The 25481-nt window shown below is 63.0% G+C and carries 18 protein-coding genes; 10 read left to right on the forward strand and 8 right to left on the reverse strand.

Features of this window, described 5'->3' with window-relative positions; all coding sequences use genetic code 11:
• Positions 1–14: 14 nt before the first annotated feature.
• The gene (locus FKZ61_RS15650; protein WP_141611068.1) at positions 15–749 is read left to right on the forward strand and encodes a PIG-L deacetylase family protein; all 735 of its coding nucleotides are present in this window, start codon (positions 15–17) and stop codon (positions 747–749) included.
• 83 nt (positions 750–832) lie between these two features.
• Here the strand turns inward: FKZ61_RS15650 and FKZ61_RS15655 are convergent, their stop codons facing one another.
• The 6 genes from FKZ61_RS15655 to murA form a co-directional block, all read right to left on the reverse strand.
• Complete coding sequence (locus tag FKZ61_RS15655; RefSeq protein ID WP_141611069.1) at positions 833–2266, reverse strand: ABC transporter substrate-binding protein; 1434 nt, start codon at positions 2264–2266, stop codon at positions 833–835.
• A 224-nt stretch (positions 2267–2490) separates the two neighbouring features.
• Positions 2491–3414 carry a carbohydrate ABC transporter permease gene (locus FKZ61_RS15660; protein WP_141611070.1) on the reverse strand — a complete coding sequence of 308 codons (924 nt, stop codon included), beginning with the start codon at positions 3412–3414 and terminating at the stop codon, positions 2491–2493.
• The gene (locus FKZ61_RS15665) at positions 3407–4582 is read right to left on the reverse strand and encodes a carbohydrate ABC transporter permease (RefSeq protein WP_141611071.1); all 1176 of its coding nucleotides are present in this window, start codon (positions 4580–4582) and stop codon (positions 3407–3409) included. Before FKZ61_RS15665 ends, FKZ61_RS15660 begins: the two co-directional genes overlap by 8 nt.
• A gap of 266 nt (positions 4583–4848) precedes the next feature.
• A complete protein-coding gene (gene arcC, locus FKZ61_RS15670) occupies positions 4849–5817 on the reverse strand; it encodes a carbamate kinase (RefSeq protein ID WP_141611072.1) in 969 nt (322 codons plus the stop codon).
• Positions 5818–5869: 52 nt separating this feature from the next.
• Positions 5870–7090: a YgeY family selenium metabolism-linked hydrolase gene (locus FKZ61_RS15675; protein ID WP_141611073.1), complete on the reverse strand. Its 1221-nt coding sequence runs from the start codon at positions 7088–7090 to the stop codon at positions 5870–5872.
• A 52-nt stretch (positions 7091–7142) separates the two neighbouring features.
• On the reverse strand, positions 7143–8453 hold the full coding sequence (gene murA, locus FKZ61_RS15680; protein WP_141611074.1) for a UDP-N-acetylglucosamine 1-carboxyvinyltransferase: 1311 nt from the start codon (positions 8451–8453) through the stop codon (positions 7143–7145).
• A gap of 825 nt (positions 8454–9278) precedes the next feature.
• On the opposite strand from murA, the gene FKZ61_RS15685 reads away from it, so the two are divergent.
• From FKZ61_RS15685 to FKZ61_RS15725, 9 genes are all read left to right on the forward strand, one after another.
• Positions 9279–10202, forward strand: coding sequence for a hypothetical protein (locus tag FKZ61_RS15685; protein ID WP_141611075.1), 924 nt, complete (start codon positions 9279–9281; stop codon positions 10200–10202).
• An 88-nt stretch (positions 10203–10290) separates the two neighbouring features.
• Positions 10291–12249, forward strand: coding sequence for a DNA topoisomerase (ATP-hydrolyzing) subunit B (gene gyrB, locus FKZ61_RS15690; protein WP_141611076.1), 1959 nt, complete (start codon positions 10291–10293; stop codon positions 12247–12249).
• A gap of 670 nt (positions 12250–12919) precedes the next feature.
• Positions 12920–14695 (forward strand): peptide ABC transporter substrate-binding protein, encoded by a 1776-nt coding sequence (locus FKZ61_RS15695; RefSeq protein ID WP_170199811.1) that lies wholly within the window; start codon positions 12920–12922, stop codon positions 14693–14695.
• Positions 14696–14911: 216 nt separating this feature from the next.
• A complete protein-coding gene (locus tag FKZ61_RS15700) occupies positions 14912–15934 on the forward strand; it encodes an ABC transporter permease (RefSeq protein ID WP_141611078.1) in 1023 nt (340 codons plus the stop codon).
• A 267-nt stretch (positions 15935–16201) separates the two neighbouring features.
• Entirely contained in the window at positions 16202–17134 is a 933-nt protein-coding gene (gene opp4C / locus FKZ61_RS15705; RefSeq protein ID WP_141611079.1) for an oligopeptide ABC transporter permease, read from the forward strand.
• A gap of 27 nt (positions 17135–17161) precedes the next feature.
• The gene (locus FKZ61_RS15710; protein ID WP_211358589.1) at positions 17162–18385 is read left to right on the forward strand and encodes a M20 family metallopeptidase; all 1224 of its coding nucleotides are present in this window, start codon (positions 17162–17164) and stop codon (positions 18383–18385) included.
• A gap of 234 nt (positions 18386–18619) precedes the next feature.
• Positions 18620–19726 carry an ABC transporter ATP-binding protein gene (locus tag FKZ61_RS15715; protein ID WP_141611080.1) on the forward strand — a complete coding sequence of 369 codons (1107 nt, stop codon included), beginning with the start codon at positions 18620–18622 and terminating at the stop codon, positions 19724–19726.
• 154 nt (positions 19727–19880) lie between these two features.
• Positions 19881–21110 carry a 2,3-bisphosphoglycerate-independent phosphoglycerate mutase gene (locus FKZ61_RS15720; protein WP_141611081.1) on the forward strand — a complete coding sequence of 410 codons (1230 nt, stop codon included), beginning with the start codon at positions 19881–19883 and terminating at the stop codon, positions 21108–21110.
• Positions 21111–21130: 20 nt separating this feature from the next.
• Positions 21131–21895: an SIR2 family NAD-dependent protein deacylase gene (locus FKZ61_RS15725; protein ID WP_141611082.1), complete on the forward strand. Its 765-nt coding sequence runs from the start codon at positions 21131–21133 to the stop codon at positions 21893–21895.
• On the opposite strand, the gene FKZ61_RS15730 is transcribed toward FKZ61_RS15725, so the two are convergent.
• Together FKZ61_RS15730 and FKZ61_RS15735 are read right to left on the reverse strand one after the other, a co-directional pair.
• Positions 21870–23825, reverse strand: coding sequence for a DUF4012 domain-containing protein (locus FKZ61_RS15730; protein WP_170199813.1), 1956 nt, complete (start codon positions 23823–23825; stop codon positions 21870–21872). The two genes, FKZ61_RS15725 and FKZ61_RS15730, sit on opposite strands and share 26 nt — an antisense overlap.
• 71 nt (positions 23826–23896) lie before the next feature.
• Positions 23897–25471, reverse strand: a complete 1575-nt coding sequence (locus FKZ61_RS15735; protein WP_229964282.1) for a protein O-mannosyl-transferase family — start codon at positions 25469–25471, stop codon at positions 23897–23899.
• Positions 25472–25481 lie beyond the last annotated feature (10 nt).

Raw genomic sequence — 25481 nt, forward strand, 5'->3', positions numbered from 1 at the left:
AAGGGAAACAACCAATGGCTGAAAGTGCGTTGGGAAAGCCAGACTGGTCCAATGTGCAGCGGGCGCTGGTGATCATGGCCCACCCCGACGACCCCGACTTCACCTGTGCTGGCACGGTGATCCAGATGGCCCGCCAGGGCATCGAGGTCACCTACATGATTCTGACCAACGGCGACAAAGGCAACCATAACCCGGAGATCACCCGGAACCAGCTCATCGCCATGCGCAAGATCGAGCAGCGCAACGCGGCCCAGCTCTGTGGCGTCAAACAGGTGCTCTTCATGGGGGAAGAGGACGGCTTTCTGCGCCCCACCCGCTCCATCCGCAAACGGGTCACCCGGGAGATCCGGCGGATTCGCCCCGAGCTGATCATCTGTCCCCACCCGGATCGCTACCTGGTGGGCGAAGGGTACATCAACCACCCGGATCACCGCAACGCGGGCCTGGTGGCGCTGGAGGCCATCTTCCCGGCAGCCGACAACCCCATGTTCTACCCGGATATGGCCGACGAAGGCTACCTGCCCCACAAGATCAGCCAGCTCTATGTGGTGGGCCACGAACAGCCCAACGTGGAAATCGACATCACCGACGACATCAACCAGAAGATCCAGGCCATCCTGTGCCATACCAGCCAGATCGCCAATCCAGAGGAGGCGCCCCAGCGCTGGCGAGAACGGTGGGGCGAAACCCAGCCCGATGGTTCGGTGCGCTACTTCGAGCGTTTTCGGGTCATGCGTTTTGACCGTTGAACGATCATCGCAGGGCATGAAAAAGCGGGGGCCGGTCGACCGGCCCCCGCTGCGCGTGTAGTGTCGATTCTGGAAAGTGTCCCCTACTGCTGCAGGCCTTCCATCTGTTCGGCCAGGATGGCGTTGGCCTCTTCGTTGGCCTCGGCCAGGGTGGCAGCCACATCGGCGCCGTCCATGATGGCAGCCATCTTTTGCTCGATCATGTCGCGCACGAAGTCATAGCCGGGCACCGGCGGCTCCGAGACGCCGTAGGGCAGCAGGTCGAAGGCTGCCTTGTAGGCCGGCTCCGCTTCGAAGTAGTCGGCCATGGACTCGGCCACGCTCTGGCGCACGGGGAAGTAGTTGCTGGCCTTGGCCCAGGTGGCCTGGACCTCGGGGCTGGTGTAGTACTTCACAAAGAGCCAGGCTGCCAGCTCCTGCTCATGGGTGGTGCGGGGGATGCTGACGCTGGCGCCGTAGATGTTCATGACCGGGTCCGGGGTGGTGTGGGGCAGGGGGCCGACGCTCCAGTTGAACTGGGCGCCCTCGTCCACCACGCTGCGGTAGAAGGGCAGGCCGGAGCTGGAGCCCACGGTGAAGAGCAGGCGGCCGTTGCCGAAGTCCGTCTGGTCGCCGTACTGCTCGGCTACCAGGGTGGCGCAGCCCTCGTTGAAGAGGCCCTGGAGGAAGGTCATGGCCGCCTGGGCCGCCTCGCTGTCGTAGGTGAAGCGGTTGTTCTCATAGTCGAAGATGTCGCCGCCGAAGGCAAAGGTCCAGCTGGCAAAGCGGGAAGCATCCACGCTGAGCTGATAGCCCATGCTGGGAGCATCCCCCACGCCCTTGCTGAAGGGCTGTTCCACGGCACGGCAGGCGGCTTCCTTGAACTCCTCAGGAGTCTGGGGCGGACCGTCAAAGCCCAGTTCCTGTAGCCAGTCCAGGTTGTAGTACATCACTTCCATGGAGCGGTTGGGTGGGAAGCCCAGGCGCTGGTTGCCGAAGCTGGGGAAGATGTCGGAATTGAAGAAGCCGGGGAAGAAGTCCGCCTGCTCCTCTTCACTCAGCCCCCACTTCGGGCTGTTGACCAGCGGATTCATGTCGATGAGGCCGTTGGCCAGCTGGTAGGTCGCTGCCTGGTTCTGGTAGGCCACCACCAGGTTGGGCGCTTCGCTGGTGTTCAAGACATTCAGCATCTTGTTGAAGATATCGCCGTAGCCGCCCTGGTACTCACCCACCACGGTGATACCCCACTCGTTGGTCTCGTTGAAGTCGGCGATGATCTGCTGCAGGGCCTCTTCCCGTTCCTGGGTGTGTTGGTACCAGAAGGTGACCGTCTGGCCGCTGGGATCCACGTTCTCCCAATCCACCTCGGCGGTCGCCTCGCCGGCCCCCTCCTGGGCTGGCGCTGCGGCCTCCTGGGCCGGAGCTTCGGCCGCGCTTTCGCCGCCTGTCTGGGCAGCCGGCTGGGCAGCCGGGCAGGCGGCCAGAAGGAGCGCGGTGATGATGAGCAGGGCAAAGAGCCAGGTTCGTTTGTGGAACATATGTTTACTCCTTGTTTTCTCTGGTTGAAATTTTCGGATAGCAGCTCTGCGAGCTGGAATCCACGGACGGTACACGATGGGTGGCGCAGGTATCAATCAGGCCTGATGAACCCGGCCCGAAATTTCCGGACCGGTGGTGATGTCGTTCTTTTGGGCGCATCGCTCCGACGTAAACCTGGATGGTTCTGTGGGAAGCGGTGGCCGCGTCCACGGGAAAGATGGGCCTATCCCTTGAGGCCAGAAGTGGCGATCCCTTCAGTAAACTGGCGTTGGGTCAGGAAGTAGAGCAGCAGGATGGGCAGGATGGTGATCACCGAAGCGGCCATGATGAGTTGCGTTTCAGGCCCCGCCTCCGACTGGAGGGTCCACAGCCCCACCATGAGGGGGCGCCAGGTGTCCCGGGTCGTTACCAGCAAGGGCCAGAGGAAATCATTCCAGGCGCCGATGAAGCCGAAGATCGTGACGGTGAAGATGGGCGCCTTGCTGATGGGCAGCACAATCTGTACCAGGAAGCGGAGGTGACTGGCGCCGTCCATGCGGGCTGCATCCCACAGCTCCCAAGGGATCTGGGCGAAGAACTGGCGCAGCAGGAAGATGCTGAAGACGCTGGCCATGTAGGGGACGGTGATGCCCTGCAGGGTGTTCAGCCAGGAGCCGCTGCCGTCCAGGGTAGGCAGCGGAACCAGTCCGCCCCGGATGATCAGAAAGTTGGGGATCATGGTGACCATGCTGGGGATCATCATGGTACTCAACAGTACCCCAAACAGGAAATCCCGCCCCCAAAACTTGATACGGGCAAAGGCGTAGGCCGCCAGGATGGACGTGGTGAGCTGACCGGCCAGGGTGGTGGCGGTGATCACCACGCTGTTGGTGAAGTATTTGTAGAACTTGGCTTCGTTCCACGCCTCCACATAGTTGACGAACTGGGGCACTTCCGGCCACCAGCGTCGGGTCGCGGTTTCGCCGTAGGTCATCAGAGAAGCCGAGATCATCCAGAAGAAGGGCAACATGGCCACCGCCATCCCAAGGAGCAGGATCAGGTACATGACCGCTCGGATGGGCGTCGTCTGGACGGTGGATGCTTTCCGCGGTGCGGCAGCCATCGGGCGGGGCGCACTGGTCTCCAGGGGCTGGATGATCTTAGCCATAGAACACCCTTTCGCCGAAGATCTTGGTCTGCACAAAGGTTAGGAACAGGATGATGGCGAAAAGCAGCATGGCTTCGGCTGTGGCATAGCCGAATTGGCTGGCCTTAAAGAAGGTGTTGAAAATGGCGACGCTGGTGGTCTGGACCGTGTTTTGGGCGGATGGCACCTGGAGCACGTAGATGTGGTTGAAGGCTTTGAACGTGCCGATGAAGCCCACCAGCGACAGGTAGAAGGTCACCGGCGAAAGCAGGGGTACGGTGATATAGCGGAAAAGTTGCCACTGGTTGGCGCCGTCGATCTCGGCCGCTTCGTAGAGGGTGCTGGGAATATTGCCCAGGCCAGCCAGGAAGATGACCGTGTTGTAGCCCACATAGGTCCAGATGCCGAAGAGGATAATCGAGACCAGGGCCAGGCTCGGGCCCGCCCAGAAGCCCTGGAGCTTCCACCCCAACAGGGTATCCCCGAAGATCAACTGCAGCACCGGCTTCGGCTCAAAGAGCCATCGCTGGGCTTCAATCCCCACTATCTCCAGGAAACGGTTAGCCAACGAGGTGGGCCGGGGGCTGAAGATGGTGCGAAAGACCAGCGCGGTGGCGATCACGGGCGTGATGTAGGGGAGGAAGAAGATCATGCGGAAAAATTCCTGCCCTCGAATTTTCTGGAACAGAATGTAGGCCAGCACCAGGGCAATGGCTAATTGCACGGGCACAGAACCCACCGCGTAGTACAGGGTGATGGGCAGGGACTCCAGGAAGGCGGGATCCCCGGCGGCCATCATGCGGCTCCAACCCAGGTTAATAAAAACGCCGCTGCCCAACAGGATCAGGGCAACGGTCGCTTTACCCGCCAGTCCCCGGTTGTTTTGGGACTCAAAGGCCAGCACCCAGACGTAGTAGGCGCCGATGATCAACAGCAGACCCACCACAAACAGCAGGCCCCCCATCCAGTCGCCGATGGCTTTCTCGTAGTTGGCCAGGCCAACAAAGCCCCGGTCTACCACCCGCCAGCGGCGCAGGCTCATGTAAAAGGCATAGCCGATGGGAAAGATGCCGAAGAAGGCTACCAGGAAAAACGCTGGAAAGATGAAGAGGTAGCCGGTCAGCTGTTCCCGCCAGTCGATGCGGCGTCTCCGGCGGGCGCGAATCTCCGTCGCCGATAGTGCTGCCACTGCCTGGTAACCCCTTTCTCCGCCGTCTGCGTCTATGTCTCGCTATCCGGTTGTACGGGCGAGGTCCCATTCTCGATGGACGCCCCAGGCGAATTTCGCTGGGACCGACTGAATTTAGTATACATGACCCCAGACGGGGCGTCAACGGTTGGGGCGGATGTGTTATCCCTTTTCGCTGCCCCGGTTTTCTATTCTGGCACCGGCATGTTAACGGACGAAGGACACCAGGTTAACGGGCCGTTAGTGTGGAGCGTGCTTTGCCGGTTTCACCGCACCAGCCGTGTCCCGGTCTCCCCGTGCAGGGCCCGCTCCAGGTTTTCCGGATTGGTAATCAGGGCGTAGGCGTCGGAGTGGGGGGCCTGGTCTAGAAAGGCGAGGCAAGCTTCAATCTTGGGGCGCATACTGCCGGGGGCAAAGTGCCCTTCGGCCAGGTAGCGGCGGGCCTCCTCCCGGTTCATGCGATCCAGGGGGCGTTCCTGGGGCTGGCCGAAGTAGAGCATGACCTTTTCCACGCCGGTGCTGATCAGGAACAGGTCGGCCTGGAGCTGGCTGGCCAGCAGGCCGCTGGCCAGGTCCTTGTCGATCACGGCGGGGACGCCCCGGAGCTCGCCCCGTCGGTTGCGGGCCACCGGGATGCCACCACCCCCCACGGCGATGACGATCCAGCCGGCCGCCACGGCCTGGCGAATGGCCTCGATCTCGATGATCTCCTGGGGCTTGGGCGACGCTACCACCCGGCGCCAGCCCCGGCCTGCATCCTCTATCACGGGCCAGCCCTCCGCGGCGAAGCGGGCCGCGGCTGCCTCGTCCAGAAAGCCACCGATGGGCTTGGTGGGATGCTGGAAGGCGGGGTCGTTGGCATCCACCCGGACCTGGGTCACAATGGTGACGCACTGGCGCTCAATCCCACGCTGATAGAATTCATTGTTCAGGGCCTGTTGCAACATGTAGCCGATGCTGCCCTGGGTGTCGGCCACGATGACGTCCAGGGGGGTGGTGTGTACTTCGTGCATGGCCAGCTCGTTGCGCCGCAGGATGAAGCCCACCTGGGGGCCGTTGCCGTGGGTGATCACGGCCCGCCAGCCCGCCTGGATCATGTTGGCGATGTGACCTGCCGTCTCCCGCACCGCATCCCACTGGTGGTGAACTTGTGGCTGGCTGCGGTCTTTGATCAGGGAATTGCCGCCGATGGCAATCACAGCCAGGGGCGTGGCGTCGTTCTGGGAAGGCGTCATGGCCGGGAAGGTCTCCTGAAAGGGAACTGGTCCATCCCCGGCGACAGGCCGGTTATGGCCGGGTGTGTGCCGCCAGGATGGCCGGAAGCAGCGCGTAAAATTCGGTGGCCTTGACCACGTCCGCCAGCAGGACACTGTCCTGGACGGTGTGGGCCGTCTCTTCTTCGCCGGGGCCAAAGCCGATGGACGGGATGCCGGCCTTGCCCATCCAGTAGATGCCGTTGGTGCTGAAATTCCACTTGCCGGGGGTATGGGCCGGCAGGCCGATCCGTTGGGCCGTCTCCAGGCCGGCCTGCACCAGGGGATGGGACTCCTCCAACGCCCAGGCGGGGAAGTACTTGTCCACCGGGAAGACGAAGCCGGTGTAGCTGGGCTCTTCGTAGCGCAGCATCTCCACCCACACATCCCCTTTTTGCCGGTGTTCCGGCGGAATCAGGGCGCGTACCTGGTCCAGCGCGGCTTCGGCGCTCTCGCCAAAGGTAAGGCGGCGGTCGATGTAGACAGTGCACTGGTTGGGCACTGCGTTGATGCTGGGTGTCTCCACATGGATGTCCGTGACGGTGATCTTGCCGTGGCCCAGGAAGGGATGATCGCCCAGTTGGGGCTCCAGCTTGCTGATGCCGTCGATGATGGGCAGCACTTTGTAGATGGCGTTGTCGCCCAGGTGATTGCTGGCGGCGTGGGCACTTTTGCCTTTGGCCACCACCTTCATCTCTACCCGGCCCTTGTGCCCCCGGTAGATCTGCATGTTGGTGGGCTCGCCGATGACCACAAAGTCTGGCCGCAGCCCCTCATGCTCCACCAGCGCGTGGCAGGCAATGCCATCGCACCACTCCTCCATGTTGCCGAAGTAGTAGGCCGTCCAGCCCTCCAGCAGGCCCAGCCGGTGGGCAATAGCCAGGCCGTAGATCATGCCCGGCGTGCTGCCTTTTTCGTCACAGGCCCCCCGGGCGTAGAGCCGGCCATTTTCCAACTTGCCGATGAAGGGATCCCAGGCCCATTCGGCGGGATCGCCGATGCCCACAGTGTCGATATGGCTGTCGTAGAGGAGTTTGCGGGGACCGTTGCCAATGCGCCCCACGGTGTTGCCCATGGAGTCGAACCAGACCTGGTCAAAACCCAGCTTCTTCATCTCCGTCTGGGCCCGCAGCCCTACTTCTCGGATCTGGGAATCCATGGAGGGGATGGCGACCAGCTCCCGCAAGAAGGTGATGATGTCGTCCTGGTGGGAGGCGGTGGCAGCCTGGACGGCTGCGACGTCGATTGCGGCCATGGTGAACTCCTTCTGCTTTCAGGTAAGGGTGGGCGGATTGGGGCGCCGGCTCCTATTCCACCCGCTGGATGTGGGCGCCCAGGCTGCGCAGGGTCTCGTCGATGCGCTGGTAGCCCCGGTCGATCTGCTGGACGTTGCCGATGGTGGTGACTCCCTGGGCGGCCAGGGCTGCCAGCACCAGGGCCATGCCGGCGCGAATGTCCGGGCTGGTGACCGTCTGGCCCACCAGCCGGCTGGGACCCACCACCACCGCGCGATGGGGGTCGCAGAGGATGATCTGGGCCCCCATGGCGATGAGCTTGTCCACAAAATAGAGCCGGCTCTCGTACATCTTCTCGTGGATGATCACGGTGCCCTGGGCCTGGGTGGCTACCACCAGGGCGATGCTCATCAAGTCGGGGGGGAAGGCCGGCCAGGGTGCATCGTCGATCTTGGGCACGGCTCCGCCGAAGTCAGGCGTGATGCGCAGCTCCTGCCCGTCCTCCACCACCAGGGTGGTGGCCTCGTGGGGCGGAGCGGTGGGGTCGTGCTCCAGGTGCATCTGGACGCCCAGGCGGTGGGCGAAGACCATTTCCACCATGCGCAGGTGTTCTGGCACGACACCCTGGATGCGCAGCTCGCCTTCGGTGATGGCGCCCAGGCCGATGTAGCTGCCGATCTCCACGAAGTCCGGGCTGATGTGGATCTCGCCGCCCCGCAGCCGCTCCTGACCGTGGATGGTGAGGGTGTTGCTGCCGATGCCCTCGATGGGGCAGCCCATGGCCACCAGCAGGTGGCAGAGGTCCTGGACGTGGGGCTCGCTGGCGGCGTTGCGCAGGATGGTGGTGCCCCGGGCCAGGGCGGCGGCCATGATGCCGTTCTCTGTCGCGGTGACAGAGGCTTCATCCAGCAGGATGTCCTGACCGGTCAGGCCCCGGTCGGCCCGCAGCTCGAACCTGCCGTTGTGGCAGAGCTGCGCGCCCAGGGCCTGGAAGACCTGCAGGTGGGTATCGATGCGCCGCCGGCCGATGTCATCGCCGCCGGCCGATTTGCCCACAGCGAAATGGCCGTGGCGGGCCAGCAGGGGCCCCATCAAGGTCAGGGAGCCCCGGATCTGGCCGAACAGATGGGCGTCGGGCTGCGTACGGTCCACGCCCCGGGCGCAGAGGGTGACGCTGTGGCCCTGGCGGTGGATCTCCACGCCCAGGCCGGCGAGGATCTGGAGCATGGTTTCCACGTCCCCGATCTGGGGCACATTGTGGAGCGTCACCGGTTCGTCGGTGAGCAGGCAGCTGGCCAGCAGGGGCAGGGCTGCATTTTTGTTGCCACTGGGGCGGACGGTCCCCTGGATTGGATGTCCTCCCTCGATGATAAACGAAGTCATGTTGAATACCTCTGTTGATGGACGGGCGCGCGCTCCATAGGGGGAACGTCAAGGACACTTCAGTCGTTGTCCTTGGCGGGTCTTGTATGGCCCCCGAGGAGGGCATCCCCTGACGGACGGACGTTTTGATCAGGCGTCTCGGGCAGACGTCTTTCCGCCGTTGTGGGGCCCAAGGCGACTGGGTTGAGCCGCCCCGGCTGGCAGCCGCGGCGGGCGTCTGCACATTGCCCGGGGGGACTAACGTAGTCTCCTGGCTTCCGGTTCCCCTGGGCCGCAAACAGTAGCCGGCCAGGCGTGACACCAGCCTGGAAGAGGTACCCTCTGCGCCAATGCCCCGGCCATCCAGGGAATTGGCCTGATTGTAACGAACCTCGGGTTCGCCGTCAATTGGGCCTGAAAACAAAAATGAGTCCATCGCAGGAGCCACAGATTGCCCAAATGAACACAGATTTTACCCGATTGCTATCTGAAAATCCTTGGCGTCGTGGCGCCTTTGCGTTGAAGAATGCCCTTTTCGTCGGGAGCCCAAAATGGGGGGAAAGGGGGTTTGGCTACGAGGCGAACAATTGTTCCAACCGGTAGGTTGTCCAAATTCCCTTTTCGAGGCAAATATGGTAAAATTCGATAGGTTTAAGAAACTGTTTGGCCTGGCCACAGCAGGGGTGGCATGGGATGGCACCCCCGCTGGCAGGCGGGAGATCGCGGAGGGATCCGCGCGGACCCAATCTCGAAATCAACCGTGAGCTTCATCGAACCCTTTTGAGGTGGATTGCTTTGGGCGTTATCGACAGTTTGTCAGCCGGCTATCGGTTTCTGGGGCGTCGTTTGGAATTGTTGCTGTTGCCGGTTTTGTTGGACTTATTGTTGTGGCTTGCCCCTCGCCTGAGCATCAACCCGCTCTTCATTCAGGTGGCCGATTTCTATGGCCGCGCGGCTTCCATGGAAGGGATGCCGCCGGACATGGCCCAGATGGCCGGCCAGGCGGCTACCCTGTTGGGAGAGATCGGCCGCAACTCCAACCTGCTGGACCTGTTGGTCAGCAGTTCGTTGCTCCACGTGCCCAGCCTGCTGGTGGCCCTGGGGCCGCTGCCAGGTGCCAGGGTGGTTGAGGTGGACAACCCCTGGGCCGCAGCCGGGTATGCCGGTATCCTGGGGTTGTTGGGCCTGTTGATCGGGGTGATCTACATCAACCTGCTGGCCAGGCGGCTGCCCCTGGGAAGCACGCCCAAGTGGCTTTCCCCCCCGGAGTTGTTCAAGGTGGCCCTGCGTCAGTGGGGGCGGGTGGTGGCCTACGTGTTGGTGGTGGCGGTGGGCCTGGGTACTGCCGCCATCCCCATGTTGATGGGCACCGCCATCCTGACCCTCCTGAGCCCGGCGCTGGGATCCCTGGTCATGTTGCTGTTCAGTGGCATGATCATGGTGCTGTTTTTCTACCTGTACTTCGTCACCGTCGGGCTGGTCATGGACAACCTGCCCCTGCACGTGGCCATCATGCGCAGCTTTTTGTTGGTGCGCCGGAATTTCTGGGCGACCCTGGGGTTCGTCTTTCTGACCAACCTGATTACCCTGGGCTTTGCCCTGATCATGAGTCGAATCGCCACCTACCCCCCGTTGGGGACGGTGGCGGCCATTGGTATCAACGCCTACATCGGCAGCGGTTTGACCATGGCGCTGCTGGTGTTTTACCGGACCCGGGTGTTGCACACCCTGGAGGGCAACCAGGCCAACGGGGGCCTGGGAGAACTCTGAGCGGGAGAAGAACCCGCCGGAGAGCAACAGGCCGATGGGCATCCCAGGGCGGGGAGCGCCTCGCCTGAGAGCCCGTTGTTGACCGTATATGGAGGATTTTGTGGCCAATCAACGCAAACAAGACTACGTCTACAGTGCAGATCAGATCCAGGTCCTGGAAGGGCTGGAAGCTGTCCGCCGCCGCCCTGGCATGTACATCGGCGGCACCGATGCCAAGGCCCTTCACCACATGGTATACGAGGTGGTGGACAACGCCATCGACGAGGCCATGCAGGGCCGCTGTGACCGCATCCGCATTACGATTCATAAAGACGAGAGCGTCACCGTGGAGGACAACGGCGCCGGCATCCCGGTGGACATCCAGAAGCAGACCGGGTTGCCCGCGGTTACCGTGGTGATGACCAAGCTCCATGCCGGCGGTAAGTTTGGCGGCGGCGGGTACAAGGTCTCGGGCGGCCTCCACGGCGTGGGCGTCAGCGCGGTCAATGCCTTGAGCACCTGGATGGAGACGGTGGTCAAGCGGGACGGCAAGATCTATCGTCAGCGCTTCGAACGGGGCGTTCCCGTCACCGAAGTGGAGGTGATCGGCGAGTGCGACCCGTCGGACACGGGTACCATCCAGACCTTCCTGCGGGATGACACCATCTTCCAGGTACTGGAGTACAACTGGAATACCCTGGCCACCCGCTTCCGGGAGATGGCCTTCCTCACCCGGGGCGTGGACATTTCCTTTGTGGACGAGCGGCCGGAACAACCCCGGGAGATCAACTTCTACTTCGAAGGGGGCGTGAAGTCCTTCGTCCGCTACCTCAACAAGAACCGCAACGTCCTGCATTCGCCCATCTACGTGGACATGGAGGTGGAGTCCACCCATGTGGAGGCGGCCATCCAGTACACCGACGGTTTCGCCGAGTCGGTCTTCGCCTTTGCCAATACCATCAACACCCCGGACGGCGGCAGTCACCTGACTGGTCTGCGCACCGCGGTGACCCGGATGATCAACGACTATGCCCGCAAGCAGGGGTTGCTCAAGGACAACGATCCCAACTTCACCGGCGACGACACCCGCCAGGGCATGACCGCCATTGTCAGCGTGAAGGTGTTGGAGCCCCAGTTTGAGGGGCAGAACAAGCTGAAACTCCTCAATAATGAGGTGCGCTACCACGTGGAGCAGGCGGTGGCCGAGGCCATGGGCCAGTGGATGGAAGAGAACCCTCGGGACGCCCGCCAGATCGTGGAGAAGGCCCGTACCGCCTATCGGGCCCGGGAGGCAGCGCGCAAAGCCCGGGACCTGGTGATCCGCAAGAGCGCGCTGGAGAGCCTCACCCTGCCGGGCAAGCTGGCCGATTGTTCCAGCCGGGATCCCAAGGAGTGTGAACTCTACATTGTAGAGGGGGACAGCGCCGGCGGCACGGCTAAACAGGGGCGGGATCGACGCTTCCAGGCCATTTTGCCCTTGCGGGGGAAGATCCTGAACATCGAAAAGACCAGCCTGGACAAAGCCCTGGCCAACAAAGAGATCCAGGCCCTGATCACGGCCCTGGGCACCAACATTGGCGAAAACTTCGACCTGTCCGGCCTGCGATATCATCGTATTATTTTAATGACCGACGCCGACGTCGACGGCGCCCACATCCGCACCCTGTTGCTTACCTTCTTCTTCCGTTACATGGAGGAGCTCATCGACAAGGGACACCTCTACATCGCGCAGCCACCCCTCTACCGGGTGACGGTGACCCGCACGGAGAACGGCAAACGTAAGCGCAGCAGCGAGTACGTCTACGATGACAAGGCCCTGGAGCAATTGCGCCAGGAGCTGGGCGAAGAGAACGTGCGCATCGACCAGCGCTATAAGGGCCTGGGCGAGATGAACGAAGAGCAGCTCTGGGAAACCACCATGAATCCCGAGAACCGGACCCTGCTCCAGGTGAGCATCGAAGATGCAGCCGAGGCGGACCGGACCTTCGACATGCTCATGGGCAGCAGCGTACCCCCCCGACGGCGTTTCATCCAGACCCACGCCAACCAGGCCCGGCTGGACATCTAGCCGCCATCCTCCTGAGCCGGGCCTGGTGCACCTGCGCCGCCCGATATCAGGCAGACGTGTATACACGCTACCAGAAGGGCCGCCCCAGGGCGGCCTTTCCCTTTGCCCAGCCCGGAACTACCCAGCACCGGGAAGCCGGCTGGGCCTATCCGCTGAAACGCGCGCCGCCCTTCCGGATTTTTGAGCTATCCCGGGCTGGTTGACACGCTCCAGGCATTCCAGTATACTTCTGGCCACTTCAGGGCGCTCTCAGCCCGCGTCAGAAAGCCCACCCCGTGGGCGTTACACATCGCAGCCTCTCGAAATTCAAGCACCCTTTGACGCATCGGGCTGTACCATCGACGTGTAGGACTCTTGCAACCAGGAGATATTTCCCGCTGCCCCCCATGGGGATTCGAGGTGTTTTTTGCGGGCACTTCCCAGCAGAAATTCGCCGGAGGCTTCCAGCAGGGGGAGTACCGCCAAATTTCTGCCGTGGTATTGCCCCGTGGTATTGACGAGGCCAGGCCGGACTAAGGGGCGTTTCATTTGCTCAAACGTTTGTCTTGCCTGTTTTTCCTTGCCTTCTAGGACCGATCCGCACCAGGCTTGCAAGGATCGGGCCTCGGCTTTCGAAGGATCAACCTGCTACCGACCTTTCCATTTCCCATCTATGAAGGAGGTTGTCATTGTGAACAAAGTCAACATACGGCTGTTGGTGGCTGCTGCAGCCACGCTGCTGCTGCTTGTCCTGGCGGGCTGTTCAGCCCCCGCGCAACAGGCAGCGCCGGCGGAGCAAGGCGAACAGGCAGCCCCGGCTTCCGCAGAAGGGTCAGCGCCGGCGGCCCAGACGGCCAGCGGCGAGAAAGTGCTCATTTTGGGGCTATACCAGGAACCTGAGCTGTTGAACCCCCTGATCCGCACCCAGACGGCCGCAAACCTGGTGGCCGGCTTTGTGGAGGAGGGATTGGTCGACGTGGATCCCGACGGCGAGTATTACCCGGTCCTGGCCAAAGAAGTGCCCTCGGTTGAAAATGGCCTGGTGTCGGAGGATGGCCTCACCGTTCGCTATAACCTGCTGGAGGACGTGGTCTGGTCCGACGGGGAGCCCTTCACCTGCGACGACGTGCTCTTCACCTGGGAAGTGGCGGTCAACCCGGACAGTGGTGCTGTGAACACCACCGGCTTTGACAAGATTGCCTCCATCACCTGTGAGGACGACCACACCGCGGTGGTCCAGTTCAGCGAGTTCTACGCCCCCTTCAAGGACATTTTCACCTTCGTCCTGCCCCGCCACGCCACCGGCGATCCCGCCCAGATGCAGGAGTGGGAGTTCAACTGGAATCCCATCGGTACCGGTCCCTTCAAGCTGGAAAGCTGGACTTCCGGCGACAGCCTGGTCTTCGTGGCCAACGAGAACTACCGGGGCCAGCCGGATAAGCCCCACCTGGACAAGCTGATCGTGCGCATCATCCCCAGCCGGGAGGTGGGCAAGGCGCTGATCACCTCCGGGGAAATCCATTTCCTCTGGGATCTGACCGAAGCGGATGTGCCCGAATTCCGAGACAACCCGGACATCACGGTCAACTCCGCGCCGGGGCCGGGCACAGAGCGGCTGGTGCTGAACCTGGCCGATCCTACCCTGGACGCCACCGACGATCCCCTCAACAACCCCCATCCGCTGTTGGGGGACCTGCGGGTACGCCAGGCTATCCAGTATGGCATCGACAAGCAGTTCATCGTGGACGAGCTCCTCTACGGCGCCACGACCGTGGGTGTCAGCGAGCTGAGCCTGGGCTGGGCCAAGTGCGACATCCCACCGTCTGAATACAACCCGGACAAGGCCCGGGCGCTGTTGGAAGAAGCGGGCTTCATTGACCAGGACGGCGACGGCATCCGAGAATGCCATGGCTGTCTGTATGCGGAGGAAGGGACACCCCTGCGCCTGAAGTACCAGACCACCTCCGGCAACCAGCTGCGGGAGGAATCCCAGCAGCTCATCCTGGAGATGATGGCCGACATCGGCATCGAATTCTACATCGAAAACGTGCCCAGCTCGGAGCTCTTTGGCAGTTGGGCCAGCGGCGCCTTCCGCAAGCATGGCCAGTTCGACGTCTTGATGTACACCACCAGCGACAGCATCGACCCCCACTCCCAGATGGACGGCTATTTCCACAAGGATAAGATGCCGACCGAAGCCAACGGCGGCAACGGCTTCAACTACAGCCGTTGGGTCAACGACATCGCCAGCGAGGCCATCGACCGGGCCGGCGCCAGCCCGGATCCGGCCGTGCGCAAGGAGAACTACCAGATCGCCTGCGAGCAGATCGCTGCCGAGCTGCCTCACATCTACCTCTATGACCGGGCCGAGATCCACCTGACCCGCAGCAACGTCAAGGGGTATCAGGTGAACGTCTGGAGCCCCCATGACCAGTCGTGGAATGCAGCGGACTGGGACATCGAATAGGCGAGGACGTGACCGTTCCCGCGGGCCGTCTCGGGCACGCAGCATTGGGGAGTGGCGCCCACGCGCCGCTCCCCAATGGCCGGGATGCCCTGCCGGAACTCCCCGTACCTGTTCGTTTGTCGCTCTGCTTCATTTTGCCGTCGTACCCTTCTTACCGACTACTGACTACCGGCTACTGAACCACTCTCTGCTGAGCTACTGTTTACCAGGTGTAGGATGACCGCGTATATCATTCGTCGTCTTGTGCAGGCCATTCCGTTGCTGGTGGTGATCAGCATGCTGGTTTTCGGCATGATCTCCCTGGCGCCGGGCGGCCCCATGTCTGCCTTCGAGGAAAACCCCAACCTGACGGCCGAAGATCTGGCCCGGCTGGAAGAGCAGTTGGGATTGAATAAGCCGGTCCACGAGCGCTATCTGGCCTGGGCCAGCCGCATCATCGTGGGGGATTGGGGCTACAGCAACGCGACCCGGCGGCCTGTGCTGACCGAGATCGGCGAACGGCTGCCCAACACGCTGCAGTTGATGCTGGTTTCTTTTGTGGTCACCCTGCTGATCGCCATTCCCATCGGCATCCTTTCGGCCATCAAGCAGTACTCCCTTTTTGATCACGTGGCCACCTTTTTCGCCTTTGTGGGGCAGGCCATCCCCATTTTTTGGTTTGGCCTGATCCTGATCATCGTCTTCAACGTGATCCTCAAAAATCCGGTCAGCCCTTCTGCCGGCTTTGCCTGGTCCCATTTCCTGGACTGCCGGGATTGCGCGCCGTTGATGCCTGGCGGTGGCATGGCCCCCTATGGCGTGGATCATCCCACCCTGGCCCAGCGCATTCAGCACATGATCCTGCCGGTGACCATGCTGGCCCTCTTCGGCGCAGGCACCTACACCCGCTACATGCGGGGGCAGATGCTGGAGGTGATCCACCTGGACTACGTGCGTACCGCCCGAGCCAAAGGGCTTCCCGAAGGCAAGATCATCTGGCGCCACGCCATCAAAAACGCCATCACACCGGTGGTCACCATCATGGCCCTGGATCTGCCCAGCCTCTTTGGCGGCGCCCTCTTCACCGAGACCATCTTCTCGTGGCCCGGCATGGGGCGCCTCTTCTTTCGCTCCGCCCAGCGGGTGGACTTCCCCTTGCTCATGGGAATCGTGATGATTAACGCCGTGCTGATCATCCTCTTTAACCTGCTGGCGGACATTGTCTATGCGTTCCTGGATCCCCGGGTACGCTACGAGTAGTAGCGAGGGGCGTAAATGCGCCCAGAGAGCCGGTGGTGCGTAGACGGGTTCATGTCCCCCACCGTAGGTCCGGCCGAGAGGCCGGACAGGGGTGCCTTCACCTCTGTCACGCAAGGATACGTGACCTACATGCTATGCACGGCCAGCATCCGGTGATCTATTGGCGCCGAGCTGTAGTCGCCAGCCGTTGCTACCGTTCATATTCGCTTGTTGACCTGGTATTTTGTTCGGAAGATCCAAACGGATCCAGTTGATTGAGGACGTGGGATGCAGACTACTGTCAACCCTTCGGGTTCATTGACCCTTCAGGCTGCCCATTTTCAAGAACGCTCCGCCCGTAGCCTGGTTTGGAACCAGTTCCGTCGCCATCGTATGGCCCTGGTGGGCACGGTTATCCTCCTTCTCCTGATCCTGGGTTCCACCTTCGTCTCGGTTGTCAGCCCCTACGACCCTGAGAAGAGCAGCATGCGAGAGCGACGTCAGCCTCCGAGCCTGGCCCATCCCATGGGAACCGATACCCTGGGCCGGGACATGCTGACCCGGTTGCTCTATGGCGGTCGCTTTTCTCTCACCATTGGCCTGCTGGCCACCCTGGTGGGGATCTCCATCGGCACGACCGTGGGCGCCATAGCCGGCTACTACGGCGGCGCCGTGGATAATGTGCTCATGCGCCTGACCGATCTCTTCATCGCCCTCCCCAGGCTCTTCATGCTGATTCTCATGACCCTACTCTTGCGCAATCTGGACGTGCCCTTGCTGAAGGCCAATGGCGGGGTGGGAGGGATTGTGCTGATCTTGGGGCTGCTTTCGTGGACCGGTGTGGCCCGTCTGGTTCGGGGACAGTTCTTGAGCCTGAAGGAAAAGGAGTTTGTGGAAGCAGCGCGCACCCTGGGCGTGCGGAATCTGCGCATCGTCTTCTTTCACGTCCTGCCCAACACGGCCACGCCCATCATCGTGGCCGCGACCCTCTTAGTGGCCGCCACCATCATCTCAGAATCCGGCCTGAGCTTTCTGGGCTTCGGCGTCCAGCCGCCGACCCCAACCTGGGGTAACATGCTCAATGGCGCCCAGGACGAGATGCGCAAGGGAAACTGGTGGATGGCCGTCTTCCCCGGCCTGATGATCTTCCTGACCGTGATCTCCATCAACTACATTGGCGACGGCCTGCGGGATGCCCTGGATCCCCGCCGGCTGCGCTAGCTCGAATCGACGGAGTTATTGACCATCGTGAACGCCCACAAAACCGAGGAACTGAAAGCCCGTGTCCAGGAATACCTGGACGAGATCGCCGATCGGCTGATCCAGATCAGCCAGACTCTCCATGCCAATCCCGAAGTCGCCTTTGAAGAGTATCAGTCCATGGCCCTCCTGGCCGACACAGCCGAAGCCCACGGCTTTCAGGTGAAACGGGGCGTCGCAGGCCTGGAGACCGCCTTCGTCGCCACCAGCCGGGGGAAGCCAGAGCGCCCGGCCATCGCCTTCATTGCGGAGTATGACGCCCTGCCCGGTTTGGGACACGCCTGTGGCCACAACATCATTGGCACGGCCGCCACCGGCGCTGCCCTGGCTCTGCAGGCCATTCGGGATGAGATTCCCGGCACCATCAAGCTCATCGGCACGCCGGCGGAGGAGCGGGGCGGCGGTAAGGTGATCATGGCGGAGCGGGGCGTTTTCGACGGCCTGGACGCGGCTATGATGGTCCACCCCGGCACCAAAGCCATGACCACCCGGGGCACGCTGGCCTCCAACAAGTTGCGTTTTGAGTTCTTCGGCAAATCGGCCCACGCCGCAGCCGCGCCCGACAAGGGGATCAACGCTCTGGATGCCTGTATTCAGACCTTCAACAACATTAATGCCCTGCGCCAGCACCTGACGCCGGACGTCCGCATCCACGGCATCATCACCCACGGCGGTGAGGCGCCCAACATTGTGCCCGAATATGCCGCTGCCGAGTTCAGCGTCCGGGCCGCGGATTCGGACACCTCTTTCCAGGTGGTGGAGAAGGTCATCCGGTGCGCCCAGGCCGGCGCTCTGGCTGCCGGCGCGGAGCTCAAGTACACCCATCTGACCCACTACGCCAACCGCATCGCCAACCCGACCCTGGCCCGTCTGTTTGAAGAAAACATCTCCCGGCTGGGCGAAAAGGTGGAGGAGCCCTCACCCAACGAACGGATGGGTTCCAGCGATATGGGCAACGTCAGCCAGCTGGTGCCGGCCATTCACCCCTACGTGGTCATCGCGGATCCAGGCATCGCCGCCCACACGCCCGAGTTTGCCCAGGCTGCGGCCAGCGAGCGGGGAAACCAGGCCCTGTTACGGGCGGCCAAGGCCATGGCCATGACGGCTGTGGACCTGTTGACCCAGCCGGAGCTGGTGGCCCAGGCCCATGCGGAGTTCCGACAGAGCATTGATCCCAACGCGGCCTGGCGGAAGCTGCGCTTTTTCAGTTGAGGAGCGGCCAGAGGGCCGGCCCCTGGGCTGGCCCTCTACCGGTTGGTTTTGGTATCGGACAAAATTGGGGAAAAATGTCCCAGAACGGGGTATGACGCCCTAAAAAAGGAGGTTGCCAAGGGAAAATAGGTTGTGATATACTGTCATCTAGTCACACCCCACATGGCAGACGCCATGCAAGCAAAACTATTCTGTTCAAATTCTTTCGTGTTCGCCCAAAGGAGAAAAAACTAAATGGCCAGTGTAACTTACGATCATGTCTACAAGCGTTTTGGCGACGTGGTTGCGGTGAACGACCTCAACGTTCACATCGAAGACAAGGAATTCCTGGTCTTCGTCGGTCCTTCGGGGTGTGGCAAAACGACCAGCCTGCGCCTCCTGGCGGGCCTGGAAGAAATCAGCGAAGGCAACATCATGATCGGCGACCGCATCGTGAACGATGTGCCCCCGAAGGATCGGGACATCGCCATGGTGTTCCAGAGCTACGCGCTCTATCCGCACATGAGCGTGTACGACAACATGGCCTTCGGCCTCAAGCTGCGCAAGACCCCCAAGTCCGAGATTGACCGCCGGGTGAAGGAAGCGGCCGAAATCCTGGACATCGGGCACCTGCTGGATCGCAAGCCCAAGCAGCTCTCGGGTGGTCAGCGCCAGCGTGTCGCCGTGGGGCGGGCCATCGTCCGTGAACCTGCGGTCTTCCTCTTCGACGAGCCCCTCTCCAACCTGGATGCCAAGCTGCGGGTCCAGACCCGTGCCCAGCTCACCCGCCTGCACCAGCGCCTGGCCACCACCTTCATCTACGTGACCCACGACCAGGTGGAAGCCATGACCATGGCCTCCCGCATTGCGGTCATGAAGGACGGCATCCTGCAGCAGATTGACACGCCGCAGCACCTCTACGATCACCCCCACAATGTCTTCGTGGCCGGCTTCATCGGCAGCCCCAGCATGAACTTCTTCGATGCCACCCTGGTGGAGACCGATGGCAAGCTGGAGGTGAATACCGGTGGCTTCCGGGTGGAGGTGCCGGAGGAGAAGGCCAAGGAGTGGCGCCAGTTCAAGGGCCGTGAGGTCATCTTTGGCATCCGCCCCGAGGACATCCATGCCAAGCCCTTCGTGCCACCGGGCATCCTGGAGTCCGACATTCGGGCCACGGTGGATGTGACCGAGTTGATGGGCAACGAGATCTTCCTGTACATGGTAACCAAGGACAACAAGCAGTTCATCGCCCGGGTCGATCCTCGTGTCCAGGCTCACCCCGGCGAGGAGCTGGAGATGGCCATCAACATGAGCAACGCCCACATCTTCGATCCCAAGACCGAGGTCTCTCTGGCGGGTTAATTCCGACAGAGCAAAGCACTGAAACAGCCGGGCCGGCAGATGCTGGCCCGGCTGTTTTTCTGTTACAATGAGGGCTGACCCGCGTTTCCGCAGGGAAGCCTATGAACAAGCGCAAAGATAGCGATTGACGCAAGGGCATTATAAGGAGCTATCGATGATCGTTTTTACCGAGCATGACATGATGAAGGACCTGCAGCAGCCAGGCGGCAAAATTGTCCTCCTGGTCATGGATGGCCTGGGTGGCCTGCCCATGGAGCCGGGCGGCCCCACCGAGCTGGAGGCTGCCAATACCCCCAACCTGGATCGCCTGGCCGCAGAGGGCAGCACGGGCCTCAGCGTGCCCATCCGCCCCGGCATCGAGCCCGGGAGCGGCCCTGCCCACCTGAGCCTCTTCAGCTATGACCCTGTCCGCTACGAGATCGGGCGTGGCGTGCTGGAGGCACTGGGCATCGGCTTTCCCCTCACGCCCAACGACCTGGCCGCCCGGGGCAACTTTGCCACTGCCGACGCCGACGGCGTGATCGTGGATCGGCGGGCCGGCCGTATCAGCACCGAGGAGTGTATACGCCTGTGCGAAAAGCTCCAGGCCGCTACCGGCGACGCCCTGCCCGGCTATGAGGTCTTTGTGAAGCCGGTCAAGGAACATCGTTTCGTCCTGGTCATCCGGGGAGAAGGGCTCGGTGGCCAGCTTACCGAGACCGATCCCCTGGAAACGGGCAAAAAGCCATTGCCCGTCACCGACGAAAGCGGCACGCCCGAGGGGAAGCGAACTGCTGAGCTGGTGAACCAATGGGTGGAGAAGGCCCGGGCTGCCCTGGCTGATGAACCCCGGGCCAACAGCCTGAACCTGCGGGGCCTGGCCAAGGATCCAGGTCTGCCTCGCTTCCCGAATATCTACGGCATGCGGGCCGCCGCCATCGCGGTCTACCCCATGTATCGGGGCGTGGCTTCCCTGGTGGGCATGGAGGTGATCGAGTTCGAGGGAGACCGGCCTGAGCATGAGGTGGATGCCCTGGCCCGGATCTGGAACGACTACGATTTCTTCTTCATCCATGTGAAGAAGACGGACAGCTACGGCGAAGACGGCAATTTCCAGGCCAAGGTCCACGAAATCGAAGCGGTGGACGCGGTCATCCCCCGCATCCTGGAGCTGGAGCCCGGGGCACTCATCGTCACCGGCGATCACAGCACCCCCGCCCGGCTGCGCAGCCATAGCTGGCATCCGGTGCCCACCCTGCTCTGGAGCCCCACCGCCATGCCCGATCAGGTCCAGCGCTTCGGCGAGCGAGCCTGCGCCAGCGGCCACCTGGGCGTCTTCCACGCCACGACCCTCCTCCCCCAGGCCATGGCCCACGCCGGCCGGCTGAAGCGCTTTGGGGCTTAAGGGCTGCCAAACCTGGGCAGATGGATCACGACTTGATTGAACAGGCCGCCAGGCAACTGGCGGCCGCGAATCACACCTTCTGTCTGACCGGCGCAGGGGTGAGCGCGGAGTCCGGCGTGCCCACCTTTCGGGACGCCCGGACGGGCCTCTGGGCGCGCTTCGACCCGGCCCAGTTGGCGTCCCAGGAGGGTTTTGCCACAGATCCGGGACGAGTCTGGCGCTGGTACATGGACCGGTTGGCCATGGCCGAAGCCGCGATCCCAAACCCGGGGCATCGGGCACTGGCCCGGCTGGAACAGCTCTTGCCCACTTTTGTCCTCTTTACCCAAAACGTGGACGAGCTCCACGAACGGGCCGGCAGCCAGCGCGTCTACCACCTCCACGGCTGTCTCGCCCGTTTCCGCTGTAACGATTGCGGCCGCCTCCACGAGCTTCAGCCCCAGGAGCGGAAGGCCCCTTTGCCCCCTCGTTGCTCCTGGTGTGGTGGCTGGATCCGCCCTGATGTGGTCTGGTTTGGGGAAAATCTGCCCCCGGCCGTGTTGGACGCAGCCTGGCAGGCCCTGGAGCGGTGTGACGTGATGTTGGTGGTGGGCACCAGCGGCGAGGTCTATCCCGCGGCCCTGTTCCCGCAGGTCGCCAGGGAGGCCGGCGCCCGGGTGATTGAGATCAACACCCAGGCGACGGCCATCACCCCTGTGGCGCATGTTTCCCTGCGGGGAACCAGCGGCCAACTGCTGCCGCGGTTGTGGGAACGGGTGGTCAGCCTCCGCGAGGGGCGCGGATGAGGGAGCGCTCTTTTGCTCCGGGCGCCGGCCAGGTGTAGCGCCCCCGGGTTACGGTGACGATCGTCTTCTGGCCGTCCACCTGGATGGTGACGGGCAGGGGGGGCGACCCAGCCTGGCGACGAATGGCCAGGGTGTAGTTTTCCGGCGTCAGGTCCGGAGGCAGCCGGTAGGTGAAGGTGACCGTGTGACGGCTGCCCGGCAACATGACGAAGTAGCCGGCGAAGAGCTGGGTGTTGTTCTCGCCCCGCTGACTGACCACTGAATCGGTCTCCACGCCTTCCACCTCCAGCAGCTCGCTGCCCGCCGGCACATACAGCCGCACATAGTTGAAATAGCAGCGCCGCAACATGTCGTCGTAGCCCGAGCCATAGCGGGGCGTGTTGTCGCACTGATGCCCCGGCACAGCCAGGGGATGCTCATAGGTGATCACCGCCTGGGCCAGGGGGGGCTCACCCGCCGTTGCAGGCCAGCTGACCGTGTATTGGACTTCCCGGCGAACCACGGCGTCCACTTTGTTGTATCCCATGTTGGTGTCGACCAGGGCTAGGAAATCCCCCTGCGCCGGCGGACGCAGGCCGCCGTCCCAGTCCATGCGGGCCAGCTCGGCCGCCAGGATGGGTTCCTCCACCCAGATCTGGATGGCCCGTTCGTCCAGGGCCGTATACAGGGCGTTGGCCAGCTTCAGGAAATCGAACTGGCCCCGCTGGAGCTTGTCCAGGAAGGCCTGGGCCAACATGGGCATGAAGTCCTTGCGCCGTTCCCACCACTCCCAGAATTGCCCCCCCTGGAGGGTGGCCTCCGATTCCGGCGGCCGATTCCAAAATTCCTTGATCTGATCCACCACATTATCCGCGGTCAGCGGTTCTGCTGCTGCCGGCACCGTCAGGGGCTCCAGCGCGCCCACCAGGAGCTGAACCGCGCGCAGGTCCAGGGTGATCACCCCGTCCACCAGGTTGCCAGTGTCCTGCTGGTAGATGGCCCGGGCCAGTTGGGCCGTGGTGGGCAGGTCGGGCGACCAGTTGGCATCCCGCAGGAAGAGCAGATCAATGCCCATGTAACGCTGCATGGGAGGCGGCGCCCAGGGGTGTTCCACATCGTCCCGACCAATGTCGTAGCTGTCCACAAATTCCAGATGGGTGATGGCGCCATTTTCCAGGCGGAGGGTGCCGATGCCGCTCAGAAAGCCGCCGGTAGCCCGCAGCTCATGGTTGTTCTGCACCAGGATGAGGTAGGTCCGCGCTCCCTGAAATCCCAACATTTGGGGGAGTACCGGGGCCGAGCGCAGGGCTGGCGTGGCCAGTTGTAAGACGGCCTGCAGGTTGCCCAGGGGACCGGCGAGCGCCGGTGGGAAGCTGCCTATGGGCAGTTGATCCAGCCGGGCTTCCACCTGGGCCAGTCGACCGGCCAGGGTCGGATCCTGGTGCGACAGGGCCTCCAGGAGGGCCAGCAGGGCGGCGGCGTCGCCGTGGTCCACCGCCGCGGCCAGCTGGGTCGGCGCGAGGGTCAGCGCGTCCCGGGCCACGGCCAGGAGGTCGATGCCCATGCCCACCAGCTCCGGCCCCGCCGCCAGGGCAGGCCCGTAGCCTGGCAGCGGCCTGGCCATCCGCAGGAGCGGGTAGAAGATATCCAGTTCCTGATCCAACCCGGCCATGACGGTGGACAGGCTGGCCAGTTGGCGCTCCGCCTGCCCCAGCTTCTCGGCTGGGGTCAGGGAACGGGTGCGCAGTGTCTGAAGTTCGACCACATCCTGATAGGCGGCTACGCCGTAGAAGGCCGCGCGCATGCCCTTGTAGGCCACCACCAGCAGCAGGGTCAGCACGAAGAGGCGCAACAACAGGCGGAAGTGAGCGTTCCTCTGGGGGTGGCTTCCGGTCAGGCGCCGGAGGCGAAACCGGAAACGAAACGGAAACAGCGTGGGAGAAGATCTCATGATCTTGGTGCTTTGCATGCCCATGGTCACCATTGATTCACTCTGGCGTAAATATCACGGCGGAAATCGATTCACTCAGCTCGGGACGTCACGTCCCACCACAAGGGTCCCCTGGCTGCCAGCGTATCCTCCGGCACGATGGGAAGGGGTTCGCTGAAATAGATGGCGCGGATTGGCCGGTTGGCCGTCAGCAACGTGTCCCACGACTGCCCCAGGGCGGGCACGTCGGGATATAAATCTTGTAACAATCGACGATACCACGGATATTGGTAAAGGGCATAATTGACCAGGACCACATCCGGGGCGTTTTGGAGCAGTTCGCCGCTGGCCCATGCACCATACCAGAGGGCGAATGTTTCCGCGTCGCCGTTGCTGATCACCAGGCTTTGGGGTGTCAACACCGCCTGAACCTGGTGCAGATAGTAGACGGCCGCCCAGTCCTGGCGAAGGGCCAGCGCCGGCCAGCGTACCCCAGCCAGGGCCACCAGGCCGGCCAGACAAAGGCCCACCAGCCAGCTCGCTGCTCGTCCTGGCAGACGGCGCAGGTATCCCGTCTTTTCCGCCCTATTGTTGACCCAGTCGATGGCCACGGCCAGCCCTCTGGCCAGCCAGATGGCCTCTAGCCAGATGACCGGCAGCAGGTAGATGTCGCTGTCTACGGTGTTGTAGGCCATGGCATAGAGGCTGACCGGCAACATCCAGAGCAGGCCAAAAGTACGTCCCTCTGGCCACCTCTGATCCCACTGGGCCAATCCCACCAGCGCCAGGGCCAGGCCCAGCGGCGTGAACTGGCTGGTCAGGGTGTAGGCCCAGGTGGCCAGCCGCCCCAACAGCCCGGATAGCGGCATATCCAACAGATAGGACCGGTAGGCGGCGCCGCTGACCAGCCACCAAAAGCCGGACCAGTTATCCGCGTACCCCCAGTTGACCGGTGGCGGCCCTCCCGCGGCGCCGGCTGCCAGGGGGATGCGCAGGTAGAGGAGCGCGCCCAACAGGCCACCCATCACCAGCACCTGCAGCGAGACACCGGGCGCCGATTCCCCAGGGCGGAAACGCCACCAGCCATAGAGCGCTGCCGGCAGCAGCAGGAGAAAGGTCAGGTGGTGGGCGACCCCCAGGGCCACCAGGGGGATCAGGTAGCGGGCCCGGTGATGGCCTGTCAGGGTGGCCCACCCCAACAGCGCCATCAGCAGGGCGTGCAGCCCGTAGACCTCGGTAATGACGGCCTGGCTCCACAGCAGCGGGCTAATGGCCCACGCACCTCCGGCCACCCAGGCCAGCCAGCTCCCATCGCTACGTTCGGCCAGCAGCTGACGGACGGTGACCACGGTCACCCCTACACTCAGGCCGGCACAGACGGCGCTCAGGAGATTGCCCAGCCACGCCAGCCCACAGCCCGGGCACAGCCCCTGGCCCAGTGCCAGCCATCCCTGGAGCAGGAGGATGTAGAGGGGATAGCCCGGTGGGTGGGGCACCCCGTTGCTGACCGCCGCGGCCAACAATTCTCCGCCATCGGCGCCGTGATGGGCCCAGGTCAGATCCGGCGCGGCAGCCAGGGCATAAAACAGGACGGCAAGGCCGGTGGGCACCCCAAAGTGTAGCCAAATCTCCGGGGGAAAGCCCCATCGGCCCTGCCGTCCTGTCATCCCGGCGGGA

It is taken from the genome of Litorilinea aerophila (genome assembly GCF_006569185.2).
Classification (GTDB): Bacteria; Chloroflexota; Anaerolineae; order Caldilineales; family Caldilineaceae; genus Litorilinea; species Litorilinea aerophila.